The following is a 17948-nucleotide window of genomic DNA, read 5'->3' as shown; positions in this document are numbered from 1 at the left end:
TGGCCGTACCCGCCTAGGCTGGAGACAAACTCCAACCCCTTTCCGGAAGGGGGCGGCCATGACTTCCCTCTCGACGGCGGACGCGGCGACGGCCGCGCTGCGCGGAGAACTCACCGGCGAGGTGTTCGTCCCCGGTGACCCGGGTTACGACGAGGCCCGGACCGTCCACAACGTGATGATCGACCGGCGGCCCGCCGTGATCGCGCGGTGCGCGCACGAGGACGACGTGGTGCGCGCCGTGCGCTTCGGCAGAGAGCTGGACCTGCCCATCGCGGTACGCGGCGGCGGTCACAGCGTGTCCGGACAGGCCCTCAACGACGGCGGCCTGGTGATCGACCTGCGTCTGATGAACGAGGTGACGGTCCACCCCGCGGCCGGGGCGGTCCGGGTGGGCGGCGGGGCCACGATGAGCCATCTCGACCGCGGCACCCAGCCCTACGGCCTCGCCACCACCGGCGGTCGCGTCTCCACCACCGGCGTCGGCGGTTTCGTGCTGGGCGGCGGCACCGGCTGGCTGGACCGCTGGTGCGGACTGGCCGTGGACAATCTGCTCGGCGTGGAACTGGTCACCGCCGACGCCCGAACGGTCCGGGCCGACAGCAGCGAGAACCCCGACCTCTTCTGGGGACTGCACGGCGGCGGCGGCAACTTCGGCGTCGCGACCGCGCTCACCCTGAAAGTGCACGAGCTGCCGGAGTTCTCCGTGGCCCTGCTGCTGTACCCGCCCGAGTCCGGCGGTGAGGTGGTGCGGACGTACCGCGACGTCATCGCGTCGGGTCCCGACGCGGCGGGCGGCGGCGTCATATACCTCACCGGCCCGCCCGCGGAGTTCGTGCCACCGCACCTGGTGGGCACCATGCTGTGCGGGGTGCTCCTCACCTACGCCGGCCCGGAGGCGGACCTGCGCGAGCTCGCCGAGCCGCTGCTGGCGCTGCCGCACGAGGCGGAGGTCGTCGGCGCGATCCCCTACGCCGACCTGCAGTGCATGATCGACGATCCGCCCGGGCTGCGGAACTACTGGTCGGCCGAGTACCTGACGGGGCTCCCCGACGAGGCCGTGGACGCGTACTGCGCCCGCGCGGCCTCCATGCCCGTGCCGAGCGGCACTCAGCACGCCCTGTTCCCGCAGGGCGGCGCGATCGCCGCCGGGCCCCCCGAGTACCCGGTGCCCTACCGGGACGCCCCGTGGGCGGTGCACCCCTTCGGGGTGTGGGAGGACCCGGCCGACGACGAACGCGGCGTCCAGTGGGTGCGGGACGTCCGCGCCGACGTCCGGCCGTGGAGCACCGGGGCGGTGTACCTCAACTTCATCGGTGACGAGGGCGCGGACCGCGTCGTGGCCGGGCTGGGCAGCGAGAACACCCGCAGGCTCGCGGAGCTGAAGCGGCGGTACGACCCGGACAACGTGTTCCGGTTCAACCACAACATCCGCCCCGCATGACGCACCTCATGACGCACCGGCGCGTGGCGCCCCGGCGCGATGTGCCCGGCAGCGTCCCCCGCGGGTAGCGTCCGGCTCATGGACAGCGGCAAAGTCAACAGCGGCGACGGCTTCAGGGACGGCGGGTACGGACCACGGGGGGCCGGCATCACCGTGCAGCGCGCCCTGGAACTCCCCGGGCTGCGCAGCGGCCTGCCCGAGGTCCTGGCCGGCGCCGACCGCCTGCACCGCACGGTGCGCTGGGTGCACGCCGGTGAGGTGCCCAACATCGCCTCCCTCCTCAAGGGCGGCGAGCTCCTGCTGACCACGGGCTACGGCCTCGGCACCCGGCCCGGGGAGCAGCGGGCGTTCGTCCGCACGCTCGCCGAGCGCGGCATCGCGGCCCTGGTCGTGGAACTGGGCCCGCGCTTCGCCCGGCTGCCCGCGACCCTGGTGGACACCGCCCGCGCGGCCGGGCTGCCGCTGGTCCAGCTGCACCGCGAGGTGCCGTTCGTGACGGTCACCGAGGAGATCCACACCGAGATCGTCAACGGCCACTACGCGCTGCTCCAGCGGGCCGAGGAGGTGCACCGCCGCTGCACCGAGGCCCTGTTGAGCGGCGGCGGGGTGCCCCAGGTGCTCGGCATCCTGGCCGAGTTCGGCGACAACCCGGTCTTCCTGGAGACGCCCGACGGCCGCCTGCTGTACGCCGCCGGTTCCGGACCCGAGGGCGCCGATCCGCTCCAGGTGTGGGAGGGGCTGCGGGGCCAGCACAAGGAGACCCCGCCCCCGGCGGGCTCGGTCCTGGTGGACGTGCCCGGCGGCGGCCCCGGCGCCGGGTCGGTGCGTGCCCGGCTGGTCCTGCTGCCCGTGCGGTCCCCGCTGGCGCCGGTGCACCGGATGGCGGCGGAGCGGGCGGCCGGCATCCTCGCCGTGGTGCTGATGCAGGCACGGCAGGAGGAGGAGCTGGCGGCGCGCGGACGCGGCGACTTCCTCACCGACCTCGCCGAGGGCCGGATCACGGCGGAGGACGCCCCGGCGCAGGCCCGCGTCCTCGGCTTCAAGCCGGGTGGCAGCCCGCTGCTGCCGGTGGTGATGCGGCTCGGCGACACCCTCGCCCCCGCCGGCGGCGGCTGGGCGGTACTGGCCCGCGCGGTCGCCGAGGAGCTGGCGTCGGTCGGGGTGCCGGTGCTGCTGGGCGTGCGGCCGGTGGAGGGGCGGGTGCCGCTCCTGCTGGGCCTGCGCGCGGAGTCGGAGCGGGCCGCGGTCGCCGACCGGGTCGCGGCGGCACTGCGGGCCGGCGTCGAGCGGGCCGGGATGCAGCGCCCGGGAGCGCACCCGCCGGTCGTGGTCGTCGGGGTGGCCGGCGGCTGGGCGGCGGCGTCGGCCGGTCTGCGGCACGCGGCGGAGACGGCGACCGCGGCCCAGGGACTCGACGACCGGCCGTGGTACGACGCCCGGCGCCTCGACATCGACCTGCTGCTGTGGCGGCTGCGCGACCATCCGGACCTGGCGGCGTTCGTCGGCCGGGCGATCGGCCCCCTCCAGGACCACGACAACCGTTCCAAGCCGCCTCTGCTGCCCACGCTGCAGACGTACTTGGCGCACGCGGGCCGCAAGGCGGAGACGGCGCGCGAACTCCACCTGAACCGGCAGACGCTCTACAACCGGCTGGCGCGGATCGGCGAGTTGCTGGGCACGGACCTCGACGACCCGCAGACCGTACTGGCGTTGAGCCTGGCACTGCGGGCGCGCCGGCACGTGCCCTGAGGGAGGGACACGCGCGGACACCGTCTAGCGCAGCGGCGCGGGCTGCGTCAGCTCGTCGTAGACGCTGAGGACCTGGGCGACCGTCTCGTCCTCGGTCGGCCAGGTGGCCGCCTGCCGCAGGCCCCGGTCGCGCAGCTCCTCCCGGCGCGCGGCGTCGCCGAGCAGCCCGACGACGGCTTCGGCGAGTGCCCCGGCGTCCCCCGGCGGGACGAGTTCGGCGGCGTCGCCGACGAGTTCGGGGATGCCGCGGGTGTCGCCGGCGACGAGCGGCAGCCGCGCGTGCAGGGCCTCCTGGGCGAGCACGGAGCGTCCCGCCCCGCGGTGGTTCGGCAGCAGCGCGAGGTCGGCCGCCGCCAGCAGGTCGGTGACGTCGTCGCGGCGGCCGATGAGCACCACCGGCAGTCCCTCGTCCTCGATCCGCCGCTGCAACTCCCCGCGCAGCGGGCCCTCCCCGGCGACGACGACCAGGGGCACGGGGTCGAGACGGCGCCACGCGCGCGCGGCGTCGAGCAGGACGTCGTAGCCCCGGTACGGTTCGAGGGAGCCGACCGCGATCAGCAACGGGCGGCCGACGGCCCCGAGTTCCGCCCGGATCTTCGGACGCGACCGGTCGGGGTCCTCCTGTCCGGCGGTCCGGCCGGGACGGCCCGGGAGCGCGACCGGACCGAGGCGCGCGTCCCGGGCGCCGGTCAGCCGAGCCCGGTCGACCAGGTCCGACGTGGCGCCGAGCACCACGGTGGCGGCCCGCATCACCCGCCGTTCCAGTACCCGCAGCAGATGGGCGCGTGCCCCTTCGGCGTGGGCCCGGTCGTGCCAGGTGACGACGAGCGGGGTACGGATCCGACGCCCGCCGAGGGCCAGCGCGGCGCGGACGGAGGCGTGCAGCCCGTGCGCGTGCACCAGGTCGGCGTCGCCGCACACCGCCCGCAGCGCCGCCACGGAGACGGGGTCGCTGCTGCGGGGCACGTGCACGTGGTCGGCGCCGGTGCCGGTGAAGTCGTAGGTGCGTTCCGCATCGGCGGGGGCGCACACCGTGACCTTCACGCCCCGTGCGACGAGCCCCGCGGCCAGCGAGCGCACATGCGCGCTGCTGCCGGCGTTGCCTCCGCCCAGCACCTGCACGGTGCGCAGCGGCGCCTGGCCGAGCGGTGAGTGGCTGCTCACGGGGGTCACGTGGACCGGGACTCCTGGTTCGGCGGGGGACGGTCACGAAGAACGTACAGAAGGATGGTGCGGCCGGTGCGCGTCGCACGGTCTCCTGCGCGTCACTCCGTCAAGGATGCCAGCACGTACGGGTGTTCCGGGAACGACGATCGCCGCGCGCACGCGACCACGGGGCAACGGAACAGGACCAGTTCACTCACACGAGTGACGTGCCAGCGCGCTCACCCGGTCCCCGCACATCGCCGCGGTCACCAGCGCGACGGCGTGAACGGCGAGGCCCGCCCTGCCGTTTCCCTCCACGACGGCGGCGCCCAGGGCCGCGCCCAGCGCGTGCGCGCCGGTGTCGCCGAGCATCGTCCGCTCGGCGACGTCGCCGGGAAGCACGGCCGCGGCGGCTCCCATCGCGGCGGCGGCCGTCTCTCCTCCGGGCCCCTGCTTCCGCAGCCCCGGCGCCCCGAGCGCGAGGACCACCGCCGCGGCCCTGCCGGGGCGTACGTCCACGAGGTTGACCAGGTGCGCGGCGCCGGCGATGACCACACCCGCGAGCACCTTGTCCAGCGGGCGTTCCTTCATCACGGCGCCCGCGACGAGCCCGGCACCGCAGATGCCGAACAGCTTCACCGCACCGCTGGTGACCTCGCCGTCCCGCAGCGCCGCCAGGTGTGCCCGGAACCCACGCCGGGGGTCCCGGGCCCCCGCCACGTCGTCGTAGGCCCCGCAGACCCCGGCGGCCAGCACGGCGAACCCGGCGGCGGGCCGCACCCGCCCCGCCCCGACCGCCACCGCCACGGCGGACGCGGGCCCGGCGTACAGCCCGACGCTCCGGCCGGCGTGGTTCCCGCGCTCCCAGCGGTCCCGGCCGCCCGGAGCCGTGACCCGCAGCACGGCCGAGCCGGTCCGGGCCAGGACGGCGGCGAGGGCGAAGGAGGCACCGGTCCGGCGGCTGCGCTTGATCATCCGGCCACCCTACGGGACCCGGAGCCGGACATTTCCGGCTCACCCCGGCAGGCACCGAACGCCCCGCGGAAGCGCCGCCCCGCCTGACACCGCGCTCGCACCACCGCCCGCGCGGCATCCCCTGGGAGCATCCCGCACCCCGGAGACCACTCCGCCCGACAACCCGCCGCCATGGCACCGACGCCTACGGCACGCCTGCTGAAACACACGCACGACAGCACGCACCCGACAACCCACGAAGCACGCGCGCCCGACGGCTGCTCCGCCCGACAACCCGACAACCCGCCGACACGACGCCCGCATCCGCGGCACCCGCGGCACCCGCGAAAACGCACGCCCGCTAGCACGCGCCCGACAACCCGCGAAGCACGCGCGCCCGACGGCCACCCACGCCCCACAACCCGCCGACACGGCGTCCGCTCCCCCAGCACCCCCGCGGGAGCGGGAGGCACTGCGGCGGTCGCCGCGGCGGGCGGTCCCGGCTACCGCGGTGGCGCCCATCGCACCGGGCTTCGCCGGTCCGCGTCCCTAGTCGTCGTCCCTGGCCGTCGCGAGCAGTTCCTCCGCGTGGGCGCGGGCCGTCTCCGAGTCCTCCTGGCCCGCGAGCATCCGGGACAGCTCCCGGATCCGCTCCTCGCCCTCCAGGACCTTCACCCCGGAGCGGGTCACCGAGCCGTCGTTCGTCTTCTCCACCAGCAGCTGCCGGTCGGCGAACGCGGCCACCTGCGGAAGATGGGTGACCACGACGACCTGCGCGGTCTTCGCGAGCCGCGCCAGGCGCCGCCCGATCTCCACGGCCGCCTTGCCGCCGACCCCGGCGTCGACCTCGTCGAAGAGGTACGTCGGCACCGGGTCGGTCCCCGCGAACACGACCTCCACGGCCAGCATCACCCGCGACAGCTCACCGCCGGAGGCCCCCTTGGCGATGGGCCGCGGCGGCGCGCCCGGGTGCGGGGCGAGCAGGAGCTCCACCTCGTCGGCGCCCGACGGCCCGTACGCGACCGTACGTCCGCCGACCTCCACGCCTTCGGGGTCCTCGGTCTGCCGGACGGCGAACGACACGCGCGCGTGGGGCATGGCGAGCGAGGCCAGCTCGGCGGTCACCGCGGCGGCGAACCGGTCGGCGGCCTCCGTGCGCGCGTCGGTCAGCGCCTGCGCCAGTCCGCCCAGTTCCGCCCGCAGCGCGTCCCGCTCGACGGTCAGCTCGCCGATCCGCTCGTCGTCGCCGTCCAGCTCGGTCAGCCGCGCGGCGCTCTGCTCGGCCCAGGTCAGCACGGCCGTGACGTCCTCGCCGTACTTCCTGGTCAGTGCGGTGAGCGCGGCCCGCCGTTCCTCGACCGCCGCCAGCCGCAGCGGGTCGGCGTCCAGGTCGTCGGCGTATCCCGCCAGCTCCCCGGCCACGTCCCGCAGCAGGATCCCGACCTCGCCGATCCGCTCGGCGAGCGCGGCCAGCGCCGGGTCGTGCGACCGCACGGCGTCCAGGGCCCGCTGCGCGCCCGCGACGAGCGTCGCCGCGTCCACGCCCTCGGGGTCCTCCGGGTTGCCGGCCAGCGCGGCGTGGGCGGCCGTCGCGGCCGATGCCAGGGCCTCGGCGTGCCCGAGCCGCTCGGCCTCCTCGGCCAGCTCCACGTCCTCGCCGGCGCGCGGCTCGACGGCCGCCACCTCGTCGAGGCCGTAGCGCAGCAGATCGGCCTCCTGGGCGCGCTCACGCGCCCGCGTGGTGATCTCGTCCAGCTCCGACGCGACGGCGCGCAGCCGACGGTAGGCCGCGGCGTACTTGGCGAGCGGCCCGGCGACCGCGTCACCGGCGTACCGGTCCAGCGCCTGCCGCTGCCGGGACTGTTTCAGCAGCCCCTGCTGGTCGGTCTGCCCGTGCACGGCCACCAGCTCGTCGGCGAGCTCGGCGAGCATCCCCACGGGCACGGACCGCCCGCCCAGGTGCGCCCGCGAACGCCCCTCGGCGGAGACGGTACGGCTGATCAGCAGGGCCCCGTCGTCCAGCTCGGCACCGGCCTCCTCGGCCCGCACGGCCGCCGCGGCGTCACCGGGCACGGCGATCCGCCCCTCGACGACGGCGTTCTTCGCCCCGATCCGCACCAGCGCCGCGTCCGCGCGCCCGCCCAGGAGCAGCCCGAGACTGGTGACCACCATGGTCTTGCCCGCACCCGTCTCACCGGTGACAGCGGTGAACCCGGGCGACAGCTCGACAACGGCGTCGTCGATGACCCCGAGTGACCGTATCCGCATCTCCTCAAGCACGGACACGACCTTACGAGGTCCGAGGCGTCGAGTGCGACCGGCCCGCCCTCGCCGCGCGGGGCGGGACACCGCCCTCGGGGCGCGGGGAGCTGCGCGACCGGCCGCGGACGGCCCGCGGCCGGGGGCCCGGCAGAACCACCCCTTCGTGGCCGCTAGTGCGGCGCGCCCCGCCACCCGGAGACGGGCAGCGCGAACTTCGCCACCAGCCGGTCCGTGAACGACGCGTGGTGCAGCCGGGCCAGCCGCACGGGCACCGCTCCCCGCCGGACCTCCACCCGCGCCCCGGGCGGCAGCTCCACCGTCCGCCGCCCGTCGCACCACAGCACGCCCGGCGGGATGTGCGGCAGCACCTCCACCGCGAGCACCGAGTCCGGCGAGGTCACCAGCGGCTTCGCGAACAGCGCGTGCGCGCTGATCGGCACCATCAGGAGCGCCTCGACCTCGGGCCACACCACCGGCCCCCCGGCCGAGAAGGCGTACGCCGTCGACCCGGTCGGCGTCGACAGCACGATGCCGTCGCAGCCGAACCCGGTCACCGGCCGCCCGTCGATCTCCAGCACGACCTCGAGCAGCTTCTCGGCGCCGGCCTTCTGCACGGCTGCCTCGTTCAGCGCCCAGTCGGTGTGCACGATGTCGCCGTTGCGGTGCACGACGACGTCGACCGTCATGCGCTCCTCGACCTCGTACGCCCGGCTCACGACCCGGTCGACGACCTTGTCGAGGTCGTCCCGCTCGGCCTCGGCCAGGAACCCGACCCGGCCGAGGTTGACGCCGAGCATCGGCACCCCGGAGGCGCGGGCGAACTCGGCGCCGCGCAGCAGCGTCCCGTCACCGCCCAGCACGATGAGCAGCTCGCACCCGTCGAGGCACTGCGGGGTGGCCTCGCCGACCAGCTCCACCTCGTCCGACAGCGGCAGGTCGCGCGCCTCGGCCTCCAGGACCCGCACACCGATGCCGGCCAGCAGCAGCCCCTTGACCACGAGCTCGGCGCTGCGGACGGCCGCGGGCCGCCCGGTGTGGGCGAGCAGGAAAACAGTACGAGCTCGGTTCTGTGTCAACGCGGCCCCTCCGCCACTGCACGGTCAACGTCGGCCGGGTCCAGTTCGCCGGCCCCGGCCCGCAGCCACAGAAAGTACTCGACGTTCCCGGAGGGACCGGGCAGCGGACTGGCGGTGACCCCCTTCACACCGAGCCCCAGGTCCCAGGCCCTGCGGGCGACGCCCCGCACGGCCTCGGCCCGCAGCTGCGCACTGCGTACCACTCCCCCGCTGCCCAGCCGCTCCTTGCCCACCTCGAACTGCGGCTTCACCATCATCACCAGGTCGGCGTCCGGCCGCGTGCACCGCACCAGGGCGGGCAGCACCAGTCCGAGCGGGATGAAGGACAGATCCCCCACGACCAGGTCCACGGGCTCCCCATCGATCGCGTCCAGCGTCAACTCACGCACGTTCGTACGGTCCTTGACGGTGACGCGTTCATCCTGCTGGAGGGACCACGCGAGTTGTCCGTATCCGACGTCCACGGCGACGACGTGTGCGGCGCCCGCCCGCAGCAGGACGTCGGTGAAGCCGCCGGTGGAGGCGCCGGCGTCGAGCGCGCGCCGTCCCCCGACGACGAGGCCCTGCGGCACGAACGCCGACAGAGCGCCGGCGAGCTTGTGGCCGCCGCGCGAGACGTAGTCGGGGTCGCTGTCGTCCTGGGTGACGACGATGGCCGCGGCGGTCTCCACCTGGGTGGCGGGCTTGGTCGCGACGGTCTTGCCGACGGAGACCCGGCCGGCGGCGATCAGCTGGCTGGCGTGCTCGCGCGAGCGCGCCAGCTTGCGGCGGACCAGCTCCGCGTCGAGACGGCGGCGTGCGACTCCTGCCACGTTCGGTTCAGCTCCTGCGGTCGTACGGGGATGGGGGCGCCGGAGGTCCCGGGCGGGCGTCGAGCGCGGTGAGCGCGTCGCGCAGCCCCCTGTGTACATCCTCGTACACCTCGACGTGCCCGTCCGTGGCGAGGTGGTCGGCGTCGGCCAGGCGCCGCAGTCCGGCGTCCACCCCGGCGTCGCCGGTGGGCGTGCGGGGGACGCCGAGGGGGGCGGGGCCGGCGGGGGCGTACTCGTCGTGCGCCTCGTGGGGCCCCGCCCCGGCCTCCGGCTCCTGGCCCCCGGCCTGCGGTACTGCGTCGCTCATGCCCCGACGCTACCGCGAACCGCTGCGGTACGGTCTGTCCCGATGGCGACGACTGAGGAGTGCCGTGCCGCACTCGACAAGCTCTCGGACAACATGCGCGGCGCCGAAGGGGACGTGCGGTCGGCGACCGCGCTGGACCGCTCGGTGAGCTGCCACATCACCGACCTGGACGTCACCTTCGCTGGCCGCATGGCGGACGGCCGGATCGACGTGCGCGAGACCCTCGACGGACCGCCCCGCGAGAAGGCCGAGATCAGGCTGGCGATGACCGGCGACGACCTGGTGGCCCTGGTCGACGGCGAGCTGAACTTCGCCAAGGCCTGGGGCTCCGGCCGGGTGAGGCTGGAGGCGGGGCTGCGCGACCTGTTCCGTCTCAGGAAGCTCCTGTAGCCGCTCTGCAGCCGCCCTCAGGAGGCTTTGGTCGCCGACACCTTCTCGCGCTCGACGGCTCCGGTGGCGCGTGCCTTGCGCGCGGCCGGCACCACCAGTGGCGTGCCGGTCTCCGGGTCGTCGATGATCTGGCAGCGCAGTCCGAAGACCTCCTCGACCAGTTCGGCCGTGACGATGTCGTTCGGCGCGCCCTCCGCGATGACCTTCCCCCCGCGCAGGGCGATGAGGTGGGTCGCGTACCGGGCGGCGTGGTTGAGGTCGTGCAGGACCGCCACCAGGGTGCGGCCCTGCGTCTCGTGGAGCTCCGCGCACAGGTCCAGGACGTCGATCTGGTGCTGGATGTCCAGGTACGTCGTCGGCTCGTCGAGCAGCAGCAGGGGGGTCTGCTGGGCGAGCGCCATGGCGATCCACACGCGCTGGCGCTGGCCGCCGGAGAGTTCGTCGACGTAGCGGTCGGCGAGTTCGGCGATGCCGGTCTGGGCCATCGACTCCTGGACGACCCGCTCGTCCTCGGCCGACCACTGGCGCAGCAGGCCCTGGTGCGGGTAGCGGCCCCGGCCGACCAGGTCGCCGACGGTGATGCCGTCGGGCGCGATGGACGACTGCGGCAGCAGGCCGAGGGTCCGCGCGACCTGCTTGGCGGGCATCGACTGGATGACCGAACCGTCGAGCAGGACCCGGCCCCGGGTGGGCTTCAGCATCCGCGACAGGGCGCGCAGCAGGGTCGACTTGCCACAGGCGTTGGGGCCGACGATCACCGTGAAGGAGTTGTCGGGTATCTCCACCGACAGCTGTTCGGCGATGACCCGCTGGTCGTAGGCGAGGGTGACGTTCTCGGCGGACAGACGGTTCACGATGCTCCTTTGGTTGTTCAGCCCGCCGGCCGCGGCGGCACCGGCGCTCATATCCGGCCCGCCTTGCGCTCGGTGACCAGCAGCCACAGCAGGTAGACGCCGCCGAGGATGCCGGTGACCACGCCCACGGGCAGCTGGTCGGCCCCGAAGGCCCGCTGCGAGACCCAGTCGGCCCCGACCAGCAGGGCGGCGCCCATGCACAGCGACGGCAGCAGGTTGGGGCCGGGCGAGCGGGTCAGGCGCCGGGCGAGCTGCGGCGCGGTGAGCGCGACGAAGCTCACCGGCCCGGCGGCGGCCGTCGCGGCGGCGGTGAGCAGCACGGCGGCCACCATCAGCAGCATCCGCACGCGTTCGACGCGCACGCCGAGCGCGTACGAGACGTCGTCGCCCATCTCCATCAGCCTGAGCGCCCGGCCGTTGGCGAGGACGAGCGGCACGAGCACCGCGCACAGGGTCAGCAGGGGCCACACCTGGGCCCAGTCACGGCCGTCGAGGGATCCGGTCATCCAGACGACGGCACGGGCGGCGTCGACGATGTCGGCCCGGGTCATCAGATATCCGTTGACCGCCGTGACGATCGCGGACATGCCGATACCGACCAGGACCAGTCGATAGCCGTGCACCCCCCGCTTCCAGGCGAGCACATAGATGCCGATGCCGGTCACCAGGCCGCCCGCGAGCGCGCCGAGGGTGACCTGGGTCGCGGTCCCCGAGAACAGCACGATCATCACGAGCGCGCCGGCCGTCGCCCCCTGGCCGAGGCCGAGCACGTCCGGACTGCCCAGCGGATTGCGCGAGATGGCCTGGAACAGCGCGCCGCCCAGCCCGAGCGCGGCACCGACCAGCAGCCCGACCAGGACCCGCGGCAGCCGCAGTTCGTTGACGATGAACTCCTGGCTGGGATTTCCGTCGCCGGCCAGGGTCCTCAGCACGTCCCCGGCGGACATCGCGAAGTCGCCGGTGCCGATCAGCAGCACGCTCGCGGCGAGCGCGACGACCACCAGCAGGGCCACGACGACCAGGGCCCGGACGTCGAGGCGCAGCGAGAGCCCACCCGGACTCCGTACAGCACGATGCGTCTTCACAGCTGGGCCGTCCTCCGCCGTCGTACGAGAAAGATGAAGACCGGTCCGCCGAGGATCGCGGTGACGATGCCGACCTGGAGTTCCGAGGGCCGTGCGACGATCCGGCCGAGGACGTCCGCGCCGAGCAGCAGCACGGGCGACAGGATCGCGGCGTACGGCATGATCCAGCGCATGTCGGGCCCGGTGAAGGAGCGCACGATGTGCGGGACCATCAGGCCGACGAACACGATCGGCCCGCAGGCCGCGGTCGCGGCCCCGCACAGCACGGTGGCGGCGAGCATGGACAGCGCCCGCGTGCGGTTCAGGTGGGCGCCGAGGGCCCTGGCGGTGTCGTCGCCCATCTCCATGGCGTTGAGCGGCTTGGCCAGCGCGAGCGCGAGGACCGTGCCGGTCACGAAGAACGGCAGCACTTCCCTGATGGTCCCGGTCGTCGCCGAGGACAGCGAACCGACCGTCCAGAACCGCATCCGGCCCAGCGCCGCGTCATCCATGATCATGACGGCCTGGAGATAACCGAAGAGGGCGGCGCTGATCGCGGTGCCGGCGAGCACCAGCCGCACCGGCGTCGCCCCGCGGCTGCCGCCCAGGAACCAGACCAGCGCGCCGACCCCCGCCGCACCGGCGAAGGCGAACCAGACGTAACCGCCCAGCGAGCTGACGCCGAAGAAGGTGATGGCCGTGACGACGGCCGCCGAGGCGCCCGCGTTGATGCCGAGCAGGCCGGGGTCGGCCAGCGGATTGCGGGTGAGCGCCTGGAGCACGGCCCCGGCGAGGCCGAGCGCGGCACCCGCCAGCAGACCGAGCACGGTCCGCGACAGACGCTCGCTCACCACGACGTCGCCGTAGGTACCCGAGTCGTGGAACAGGCCGTGCCAGACCTGAGCCAGCGACAGGTCCTTCGCGCCGACCGCGATGCTCGCCATCGCGATCAGCACCAGGATCGCCGCGGAGACGGGCAACCCGACGGCACGGAGCGCACGACGCTTCGGAGGCGCGGGAGCGGTCTCCGCGCGCTGTTCGGGGGGACTGTCGACCAACACGCAGTTAGGTTAGCCTACCCTCCCAATCGATCACGATCCCCGGGACGCCGCCCGGGCACCGCCCACCGGACCGGGGCTCCTTCCCCTCCGCCGGCGCCCGACCCCGGCCGCCGTCCCGCTCACAACCCCAGCCGCGCCAGCGCCTTGTCCGTGTCCAGCGCGCACGCGCTCTCCCCGCCCGCCGTCCAGGCCGCCGCGCACAGCGCGCGCAGCCCGTCCAGCGCCTCGCCGTCGCCCTCCAGCTCCAGCCGCTCGTCACCCGCGGCCGCCGTCCAGCCGCCGCAGCGGAACCCGCCGCCCTCGTCTCCGGTGACCTCCGGCTGCCCCGTGAGCAGCCCGCGCAGATCCGCGTCGACGTAGGTCGGCCGGTGCTGCGGGGGCGCGGCCAGCAACTGGGCGCCGTCGGTCACCCCGGTCAGGACGAGCAGCGAGTCGACGTCCCCGTTGAACGCGCCCTCGATGTCCGTGTCCAGCCGGTCCCCGACCACCAGGGGCCGCTCGGCGCCGGTCCTCAGGATCGTCTCCCGGTGCATGGGGGGCAACGGCTTCCCCGCGACCTGCGGATCGGCCCCGGTGGCGATCCGCACGACCTCGACCGCCGCGCCGTTGCCCGGCGCGATGCCCCGGGCGCCCGGGATCGTCAGGTCGGTGTTGGAGGCGTACCACGGCACGCCCCGCGCGATCGCGTAGCACGCCTCCGCGAAACGCCCCCACGGCAGCTCGGGCCCGCCGAAGCCCTGCACCACGGCCGCCGGGTCGTCCTCCGCCGACTCGACGGGCACGAGCCCGCGCTCGCGCAGCGCGACGCGCAGTCCCTCCCCGCCGATCACCAGCACCCGCGAGCCCGACGGCACCTGCTCGGCGATCAGCCGCGCCACCGCCTGCGCCGAGGTGATGACGTCGTCCGCGTCCGTCGGTATGCCCAGCTCGGTCAGGTGCGCGGCGACCGCGTCGGGGGTCCGGAGCGCGTTGTTCGTGACGTACGCCAGGTGCATCCCGCCCGACCTGGCCGTCGCGAGGGACTCCACCGCGTGCGCGATGGCGTTCCCCCCGGCGTAGACCACGCCGTCCAGGTCCAGCAGCGCCGTGTCGTATGCCTCGCTCAGGCCCCGCCCACTGCCGTCGGGCCTCGTCCTGACGCTCCGGCTCATTGCACATCGCTCCTCATCAGACGCCTTTCCCCCGATCATCCCCCATGCCACCGACAGTCGTACGATGCCGGGATGGATACTGCCGGTCACCCGGATGCAACGGCGCGCCGGGGCCTGGAACTCACCCCGTTCCGAGGCCTCCGCTACGACCCCGACCGGGTCGGCAGCCTGGCCGCCGTGACGTCCCCTCCGTACGACGTCGTGGTCCGACCCGACGGGCTGCTCCACCTCGAGTCCGCCGACCCGTACAACATCGTCCGCCTGATCCTGCCCCAGGCCACCACCCCGGAAGCCCGCAACCGGCAGGCCGCGGACACGCTGCGCCGCTGGCGGTCCGAGGGCGTCCTCGCCGCCGACGCGGAACCGGGCCTGTACGTGTACGAGCAGCGCGACGGCGCCGGCCTGCTGCAACGCGGCCTCATCGGCGCCCTGCGGGTGTCCGAACCGTCGGACCGGGTGGTACTGCCGCACGAGGACGTCATGCCGCACATCGTCGCCGACCGCGCGGCGCTGATGCGGGCCACGTCGGCCAATCTCGAGCCGCTCCTGCTGACCTACCGCGGCAACGGCGCGACGGCCGCGACGACCACCGTCGTGGAACGCACCGCCGAACAGCCACCGCTCCTGTCGACGACCACGGAGGACGGGTTCTGCCACCGTCTGTGGTCGGTCACCGACCCGGACGACGTGGCCCGCGTCCGTACCGAGCTCGCGCAGCACCAGGCCCTGATCGCCGACGGCCACCACCGCTGGGCGACCTACCGGGTGCTCCGTGCGGAGCACCCCTCCCCCAGCCCCTGGGACCACGGCCTCGTCCTCCTGGTCGACACGGCCCGCTATCCGCTCCGGGTCCGCGCCATCCACCGCCTGCTGCACGGCCTCCCGGTGAGCGACGCGGTGGCGGCCCTGGACGGCCGCTTCCGCGTCCGGCGCCTGGAGACGTCCCTGGCCCAGGCCCTGGACGCCCTGGGCCGGGCGGCCGACGCCGGCAACGCGTTCCTGCTCGCCGGCGACGGCGCCTTCCACCTCGTCGACCGCCCGGACAGCGGCCTGCTGGCCCGCACGGTACCGACCGGCTTCCCCGAGGCCTGGCGCACCCTGGACGCCACCGTGCTGCACGCCACGCTCCTCGCCCATGTCTGGCACATCCCCGAGGACTCCGCGGCGCACATCTCCTACATCCACGACACGGCGGCCACGGTCGAGAAGGCGGAACGCGACCGGGGCACGGCCGTGCTGATGCATCCCGTGCGCGAGGAGGTCGTCCGCGACCTGGCCCGGCAGGGCGTCACCATGCCCCGCAAGTCGACGTCCTTCGGCCCGAAGCCGGCCTCGGGCCTGGTGCTGCGCGCGCTGGATCTGTGACCGGTACGACGAAGGGGCGGGACCGTGTACCGGCCCCGCCCCTTCGTCGTGCTGCACGGACGTCAGTCCTTGTCGCCGTCCTCGGCGTCCACTACGTCGTCGCCGCCGCTCTCGCGCGGTGCGTCGTCCTCGTGCCCGCCTTCGTCAAGGGCGTCCATGAACTCCACCCCGTCCAGCTCGGCGAGGCGGTCGGAGGCGTCCGTGCTGCCGTCCCGGTCGGACTCCACGGCCTTGGCGAACCACTCCCGCGCCTCCCGCTCCCGGCCGGCGGCCAGCAGCGCGTCGGCGTAGGCGTACCGCAGCCGCGCGGTCCACGGCTGTACGGAGTTGGAGGCCAGCTCGGGGCTCTGCAGCGTCACGATGGCCGCGTCCAGCTGCCCCATGTCGCGCCGGGCGCCGGCCGCCACGAGCCGCATCTCGACCTGCCCGGCCTTGTCCAGCTTCTGCACCTCGGGAGCACCGGCCATGTCCAGCGCCTTCTCCGGCCGGCCGAGGCCGCGCTCGCAGTCGGCCATGACCGGCCACAGCTCCACGGAGCCGGTCATCCGCCGGGCGGCCCGGAACTCGGCCAGCGCCTCGCCGTACTTCTGGTTGGCGTACGCGGCGAAACCGCCCGCCTCGCGCACGGCGGCCACACGGGACGCCAGTCGCAGCGCCACCTTGGAGTAGCCGTACGCGGCCTCGGGGTCCTCGTCGAGGAGCCTGGCCACCATCACCAGGTTCCTGGCGACGTCGTCCGCGAGCGTCTTGGGCAGGCTCTGCAGCTCCTGCCGTACGTCCTTGTCGATCTCCTCGCCGGTGACGTCGTCCGGGATCGGCAGCCGCTTGATCGGCTCCCGGTCGCGGTCCCGCTCCTCGCGGAAGCGGCCACCGCCGCCCTGCCGGTCGTCGCGCCCACGGAAGCCGCCCGGCCGTCCACCACGGTCGTCGCGACGCGGTCCGCGTCCGCCACGGTCGTCCCGGCCCCGGAACCCGCCACGGTCGCCCCCGCGGCTGTCGTCCCGCCGCCCGAAGCCACCGCGGTCGCCCCGGCTGTCGTCCCGACGGAAGCCACCGCGGTCGCCCCGGTCGTCGCGCCGCTCGTCACGGCGGAAGGAGGGACGGTCGCCACGGTCGCCGCGGTCATCGCGGCGGAAGGACGGACGGTCACCACGGTCGCCGCGGTCGTCGCGGCGGAAGGACGGACGGTCACCACGGTCGCCGCGGTCATCACGCCGGAACGACGGACGATCACCGCGATCCCCGCGGTCATCACGCCGCTCGTCGCGCCGGAAGGACGGACGGTCGCCACGGTCATCGCGGCGGAAGCCACCGCGGTCGCCGCGGTCATCGCGGCGGAAGGACGGACGGTCGCCGCGGTCGTCACGCCGGAACGACGGACGATCACCACGGTCGCCGCGGTCATCACGCCGCTCGTCGCGCCGGAAGGACGGACGGTCGCCGCGGTCATCGCGGCGGAAGGAGGGACGGTCACCGCGGTCATCACGCCGGAAGGACGGACGGTCGCCGCGGTCATCGCGGCGGAAGGAGGGACGGTCACCGCGGTCATCACGCCGGAAGGACGGACGGTCGCCACGATCGTCGCGGCGCGGACCACGGTCATCTCGCTGCCCGTACCCGCCACCACGATTGTCGTCACGGCGGAAGCCACCGCGGTCACCGCGGTCGTCACGGCGGTCATCGCGCCGGAAACCACCGCGGTCCCCGCGGTCATCGGTACGCCGGTCGTCACGCCGGCCGAAGCCACCGCGGTCGTCGCGCCGCTCGTCACGGCGGAAGGAGGGACGGTCACCGCGGTCATCACGCCGGAAGGACGGACGGTCGCCACGGTCGTCGCGGCGCGGACCACGGTCATCTCGCTGCCCGTACCCGCCACCACGATTGTCGTCACGGCGGAAACCGCCACGGTCACCGCGGTCGTCACGACGGTCGTCACGACGGAAACCGCCACGGTCGCGGTCGCCGCCCTCACGACGGCCGTAGCCACCGCGGTCGTCGCGACGGAAGCCGCCACGGTCCCCGCGCTGACCACCGCGTTCACCGCGGTCCCCACTGTCCCGTCGCCGCTGGTCGCGCTCCGGTCGATCGTCGGGAGAGTTGGTGGACATCGGTGACTCCTGTCTTCGGTACTGCAAGTCATTCTCACGCGCCGGGTACCCGGTGCGCCCTGGAAAAACGAAAGGACCCCTGGTCCCAGCTGAACGCTGGGGACCAGGGGTCCTTCCCAAAGATTGTTCGGCGGCGTCCTACTCTCCCACAGGGTCCCCCCTGCAGTACCATCGGCGCTGTAAGGCTTAGCTTCCGGGTTCGGAATGT

General features: G+C 74.4%; 15 protein-coding genes and 1 rRNA gene. 4 read left to right on the top strand and 12 right to left on the bottom strand.

Going from position 1 to position 17948, the window contains the following annotated elements:
• Positions 1 to 58 precede the first annotated feature (58 nt).
• Together ACGF3H_RS33260 and ACGF3H_RS33255 are read left to right on the top strand one after the other, a co-directional pair.
• Positions 59 to 1441, top strand: a complete 1383-nt coding sequence (locus tag ACGF3H_RS33260; RefSeq protein ID WP_362500281.1) for an FAD-binding oxidoreductase — start codon at positions 59 to 61, stop codon at positions 1439 to 1441.
• Positions 1442 to 1519: 78 nt separating this feature from the next.
• Positions 1520 to 3190, top strand: coding sequence for a PucR family transcriptional regulator (locus tag ACGF3H_RS33255; protein WP_362500282.1), 1671 nt, complete (start codon positions 1520 to 1522; stop codon positions 3188 to 3190).
• A gap of 24 nt (positions 3191 to 3214) precedes the next feature.
• Here ACGF3H_RS33255 and ACGF3H_RS33250 read toward each other — a convergent pair whose 3' ends face one another.
• The 6 genes from ACGF3H_RS33250 to ACGF3H_RS33225 all read right to left on the bottom strand — a co-directional run bounded on the left by ACGF3H_RS33250 (position 3215) and on the right by ACGF3H_RS33225 (position 9747).
• Positions 3215 to 4363 carry a glycosyltransferase family 4 protein gene (locus tag ACGF3H_RS33250; RefSeq protein WP_362500283.1) on the bottom strand — a complete coding sequence of 383 codons (1149 nt, stop codon included), beginning with the start codon at positions 4361 to 4363 and terminating at the stop codon, positions 3215 to 3217.
• Positions 4364 to 4546: 183 nt separating this feature from the next.
• A complete protein-coding gene (locus tag ACGF3H_RS33245; protein ID WP_362500284.1) occupies positions 4547 to 5311 on the bottom strand; it encodes a hypothetical protein in 765 nt (254 codons plus the stop codon).
• 528 nt (positions 5312 to 5839) lie between these two features.
• Positions 5840 to 7558: a DNA repair protein RecN gene (gene recN / locus ACGF3H_RS33240; RefSeq protein ID WP_362500296.1), complete on the bottom strand. Its 1719-nt coding sequence runs from the start codon at positions 7556 to 7558 to the stop codon at positions 5840 to 5842.
• A gap of 164 nt (positions 7559 to 7722) precedes the next feature.
• Positions 7723 to 8628 (bottom strand): NAD kinase, encoded by a 906-nt coding sequence (locus ACGF3H_RS33235; RefSeq protein WP_362500285.1) that lies wholly within the window; start codon positions 8626 to 8628, stop codon positions 7723 to 7725.
• Complete coding sequence (locus ACGF3H_RS33230) at positions 8625 to 9440, bottom strand: hemolysin (protein ID WP_362500286.1); 816 nt, start codon at positions 9438 to 9440, stop codon at positions 8625 to 8627. The genes ACGF3H_RS33235 and ACGF3H_RS33230 overlap by 4 nt, the downstream gene beginning before the upstream one ends.
• A gap of 7 nt (positions 9441 to 9447) precedes the next feature.
• Positions 9448 to 9747: a hypothetical protein gene (locus tag ACGF3H_RS33225; protein WP_362500287.1), complete on the bottom strand. Its 300-nt coding sequence runs from the start codon at positions 9745 to 9747 to the stop codon at positions 9448 to 9450.
• Between the two features lie 42 nt (positions 9748 to 9789).
• On the opposite strand from ACGF3H_RS33225, the gene ACGF3H_RS33220 reads away from it, so the two are divergent.
• Positions 9790 to 10137 (top strand): SCP2 sterol-binding domain-containing protein, encoded by a 348-nt coding sequence (locus ACGF3H_RS33220; protein WP_362500288.1) that lies wholly within the window; start codon positions 9790 to 9792, stop codon positions 10135 to 10137.
• Positions 10138 to 10154: 17 nt separating this feature from the next.
• On the opposite strand, the gene ACGF3H_RS33215 is transcribed toward ACGF3H_RS33220, so the two are convergent.
• The 4 genes from ACGF3H_RS33215 to ACGF3H_RS33200 form a co-directional block, all read right to left on the bottom strand.
• Positions 10155 to 11042: an ABC transporter ATP-binding protein gene (locus ACGF3H_RS33215; protein ID WP_362500289.1), complete on the bottom strand. Its 888-nt coding sequence runs from the start codon at positions 11040 to 11042 to the stop codon at positions 10155 to 10157.
• On the bottom strand, positions 11039 to 12076 hold the full coding sequence (locus tag ACGF3H_RS33210; protein WP_362500290.1) for an iron chelate uptake ABC transporter family permease subunit: 1038 nt from the start codon (positions 12074 to 12076) through the stop codon (positions 11039 to 11041). Before ACGF3H_RS33210 ends, ACGF3H_RS33215 begins: the two co-directional genes overlap by 4 nt.
• On the bottom strand, positions 12073 to 13116 hold the full coding sequence (locus tag ACGF3H_RS33205; RefSeq protein WP_362500291.1) for an iron chelate uptake ABC transporter family permease subunit: 1044 nt from the start codon (positions 13114 to 13116) through the stop codon (positions 12073 to 12075). Before ACGF3H_RS33205 ends, ACGF3H_RS33210 begins: the two co-directional genes overlap by 4 nt.
• Before the next feature lie 119 nt (positions 13117 to 13235).
• Entirely contained in the window at positions 13236 to 14267 is a 1032-nt protein-coding gene (locus ACGF3H_RS33200; protein ID WP_362500292.1) for an HAD hydrolase-like protein, read from the bottom strand.
• 72 nt (positions 14268 to 14339) lie between these two features.
• On the opposite strand from ACGF3H_RS33200, the gene ACGF3H_RS33195 reads away from it, so the two are divergent.
• Entirely contained in the window at positions 14340 to 15632 is a 1293-nt protein-coding gene (locus ACGF3H_RS33195) for a DUF1015 domain-containing protein (protein ID WP_362500293.1), read from the top strand.
• Positions 15633 to 15694: 62 nt separating this feature from the next.
• Here the strand turns inward: ACGF3H_RS33195 and ACGF3H_RS33190 are convergent, their stop codons facing one another.
• On the bottom strand, positions 15695 to 16453 hold the full coding sequence (locus ACGF3H_RS33190) for a hypothetical protein (protein ID WP_362500297.1): 759 nt from the start codon (positions 16451 to 16453) through the stop codon (positions 15695 to 15697).
• Between the two features lie 1412 nt (positions 16454 to 17865).
• A 5S ribosomal RNA gene (gene rrf, locus ACGF3H_RS33185) occupies positions 17866 to 17948 on the bottom strand; the annotation flags it as partial.

The organism is Streptomyces sp. NPDC048185 (genome assembly GCF_043202495.1).
Classification (GTDB): Bacteria; Actinomycetota; Actinomycetes; order Streptomycetales; family Streptomycetaceae; genus Streptomyces.
Note: the sequence above shows the minus strand (reverse complement) of the source record. Positions and strands in the feature narration are given on the sequence as shown.

Excerpts from the sequence above, each read along its gene's own strand:
- ACGF3H_RS33255 (WP_362500282.1), top strand. The coding sequence starts at position 1,520 with ATGGACAGCGGCAAAGTCAACAGCGGCGACGGCTTCAGGGACGGCGGG.
- recN (WP_362500296.1), bottom strand. The coding sequence starts at position 7,558 with ATGCGGATACGGTCACTCGGGGTCATCGACGACGCCGTTGTCGAGCTG.
- ACGF3H_RS33225 (WP_362500287.1), bottom strand. The coding sequence starts at position 9,747 with ATGAGCGACGCAGTACCGCAGGCCGGGGGCCAGGAGCCGGAGGCCGGG.
- ACGF3H_RS33245 (WP_362500284.1), bottom strand. The coding sequence starts at position 5,311 with ATGATCAAGCGCAGCCGCCGGACCGGTGCCTCCTTCGCCCTCGCCGCC.
- ACGF3H_RS33260 (WP_362500281.1), top strand. The coding sequence starts at position 59 with ATGACTTCCCTCTCGACGGCGGACGCGGCGACGGCCGCGCTGCGCGGA.
- ACGF3H_RS33215 (WP_362500289.1), bottom strand. The coding sequence starts at position 11,042 with ATGAGCGCCGGTGCCGCCGCGGCCGGCGGGCTGAACAACCAAAGGAGC.
- ACGF3H_RS33220 (WP_362500288.1), top strand. The coding sequence starts at position 9,790 with ATGGCGACGACTGAGGAGTGCCGTGCCGCACTCGACAAGCTCTCGGAC.
- ACGF3H_RS33195 (WP_362500293.1), top strand. The coding sequence starts at position 14,340 with ATGGATACTGCCGGTCACCCGGATGCAACGGCGCGCCGGGGCCTGGAA.
- ACGF3H_RS33200 (WP_362500292.1), bottom strand. The coding sequence starts at position 14,267 with ATGAGCCGGAGCGTCAGGACGAGGCCCGACGGCAGTGGGCGGGGCCTG.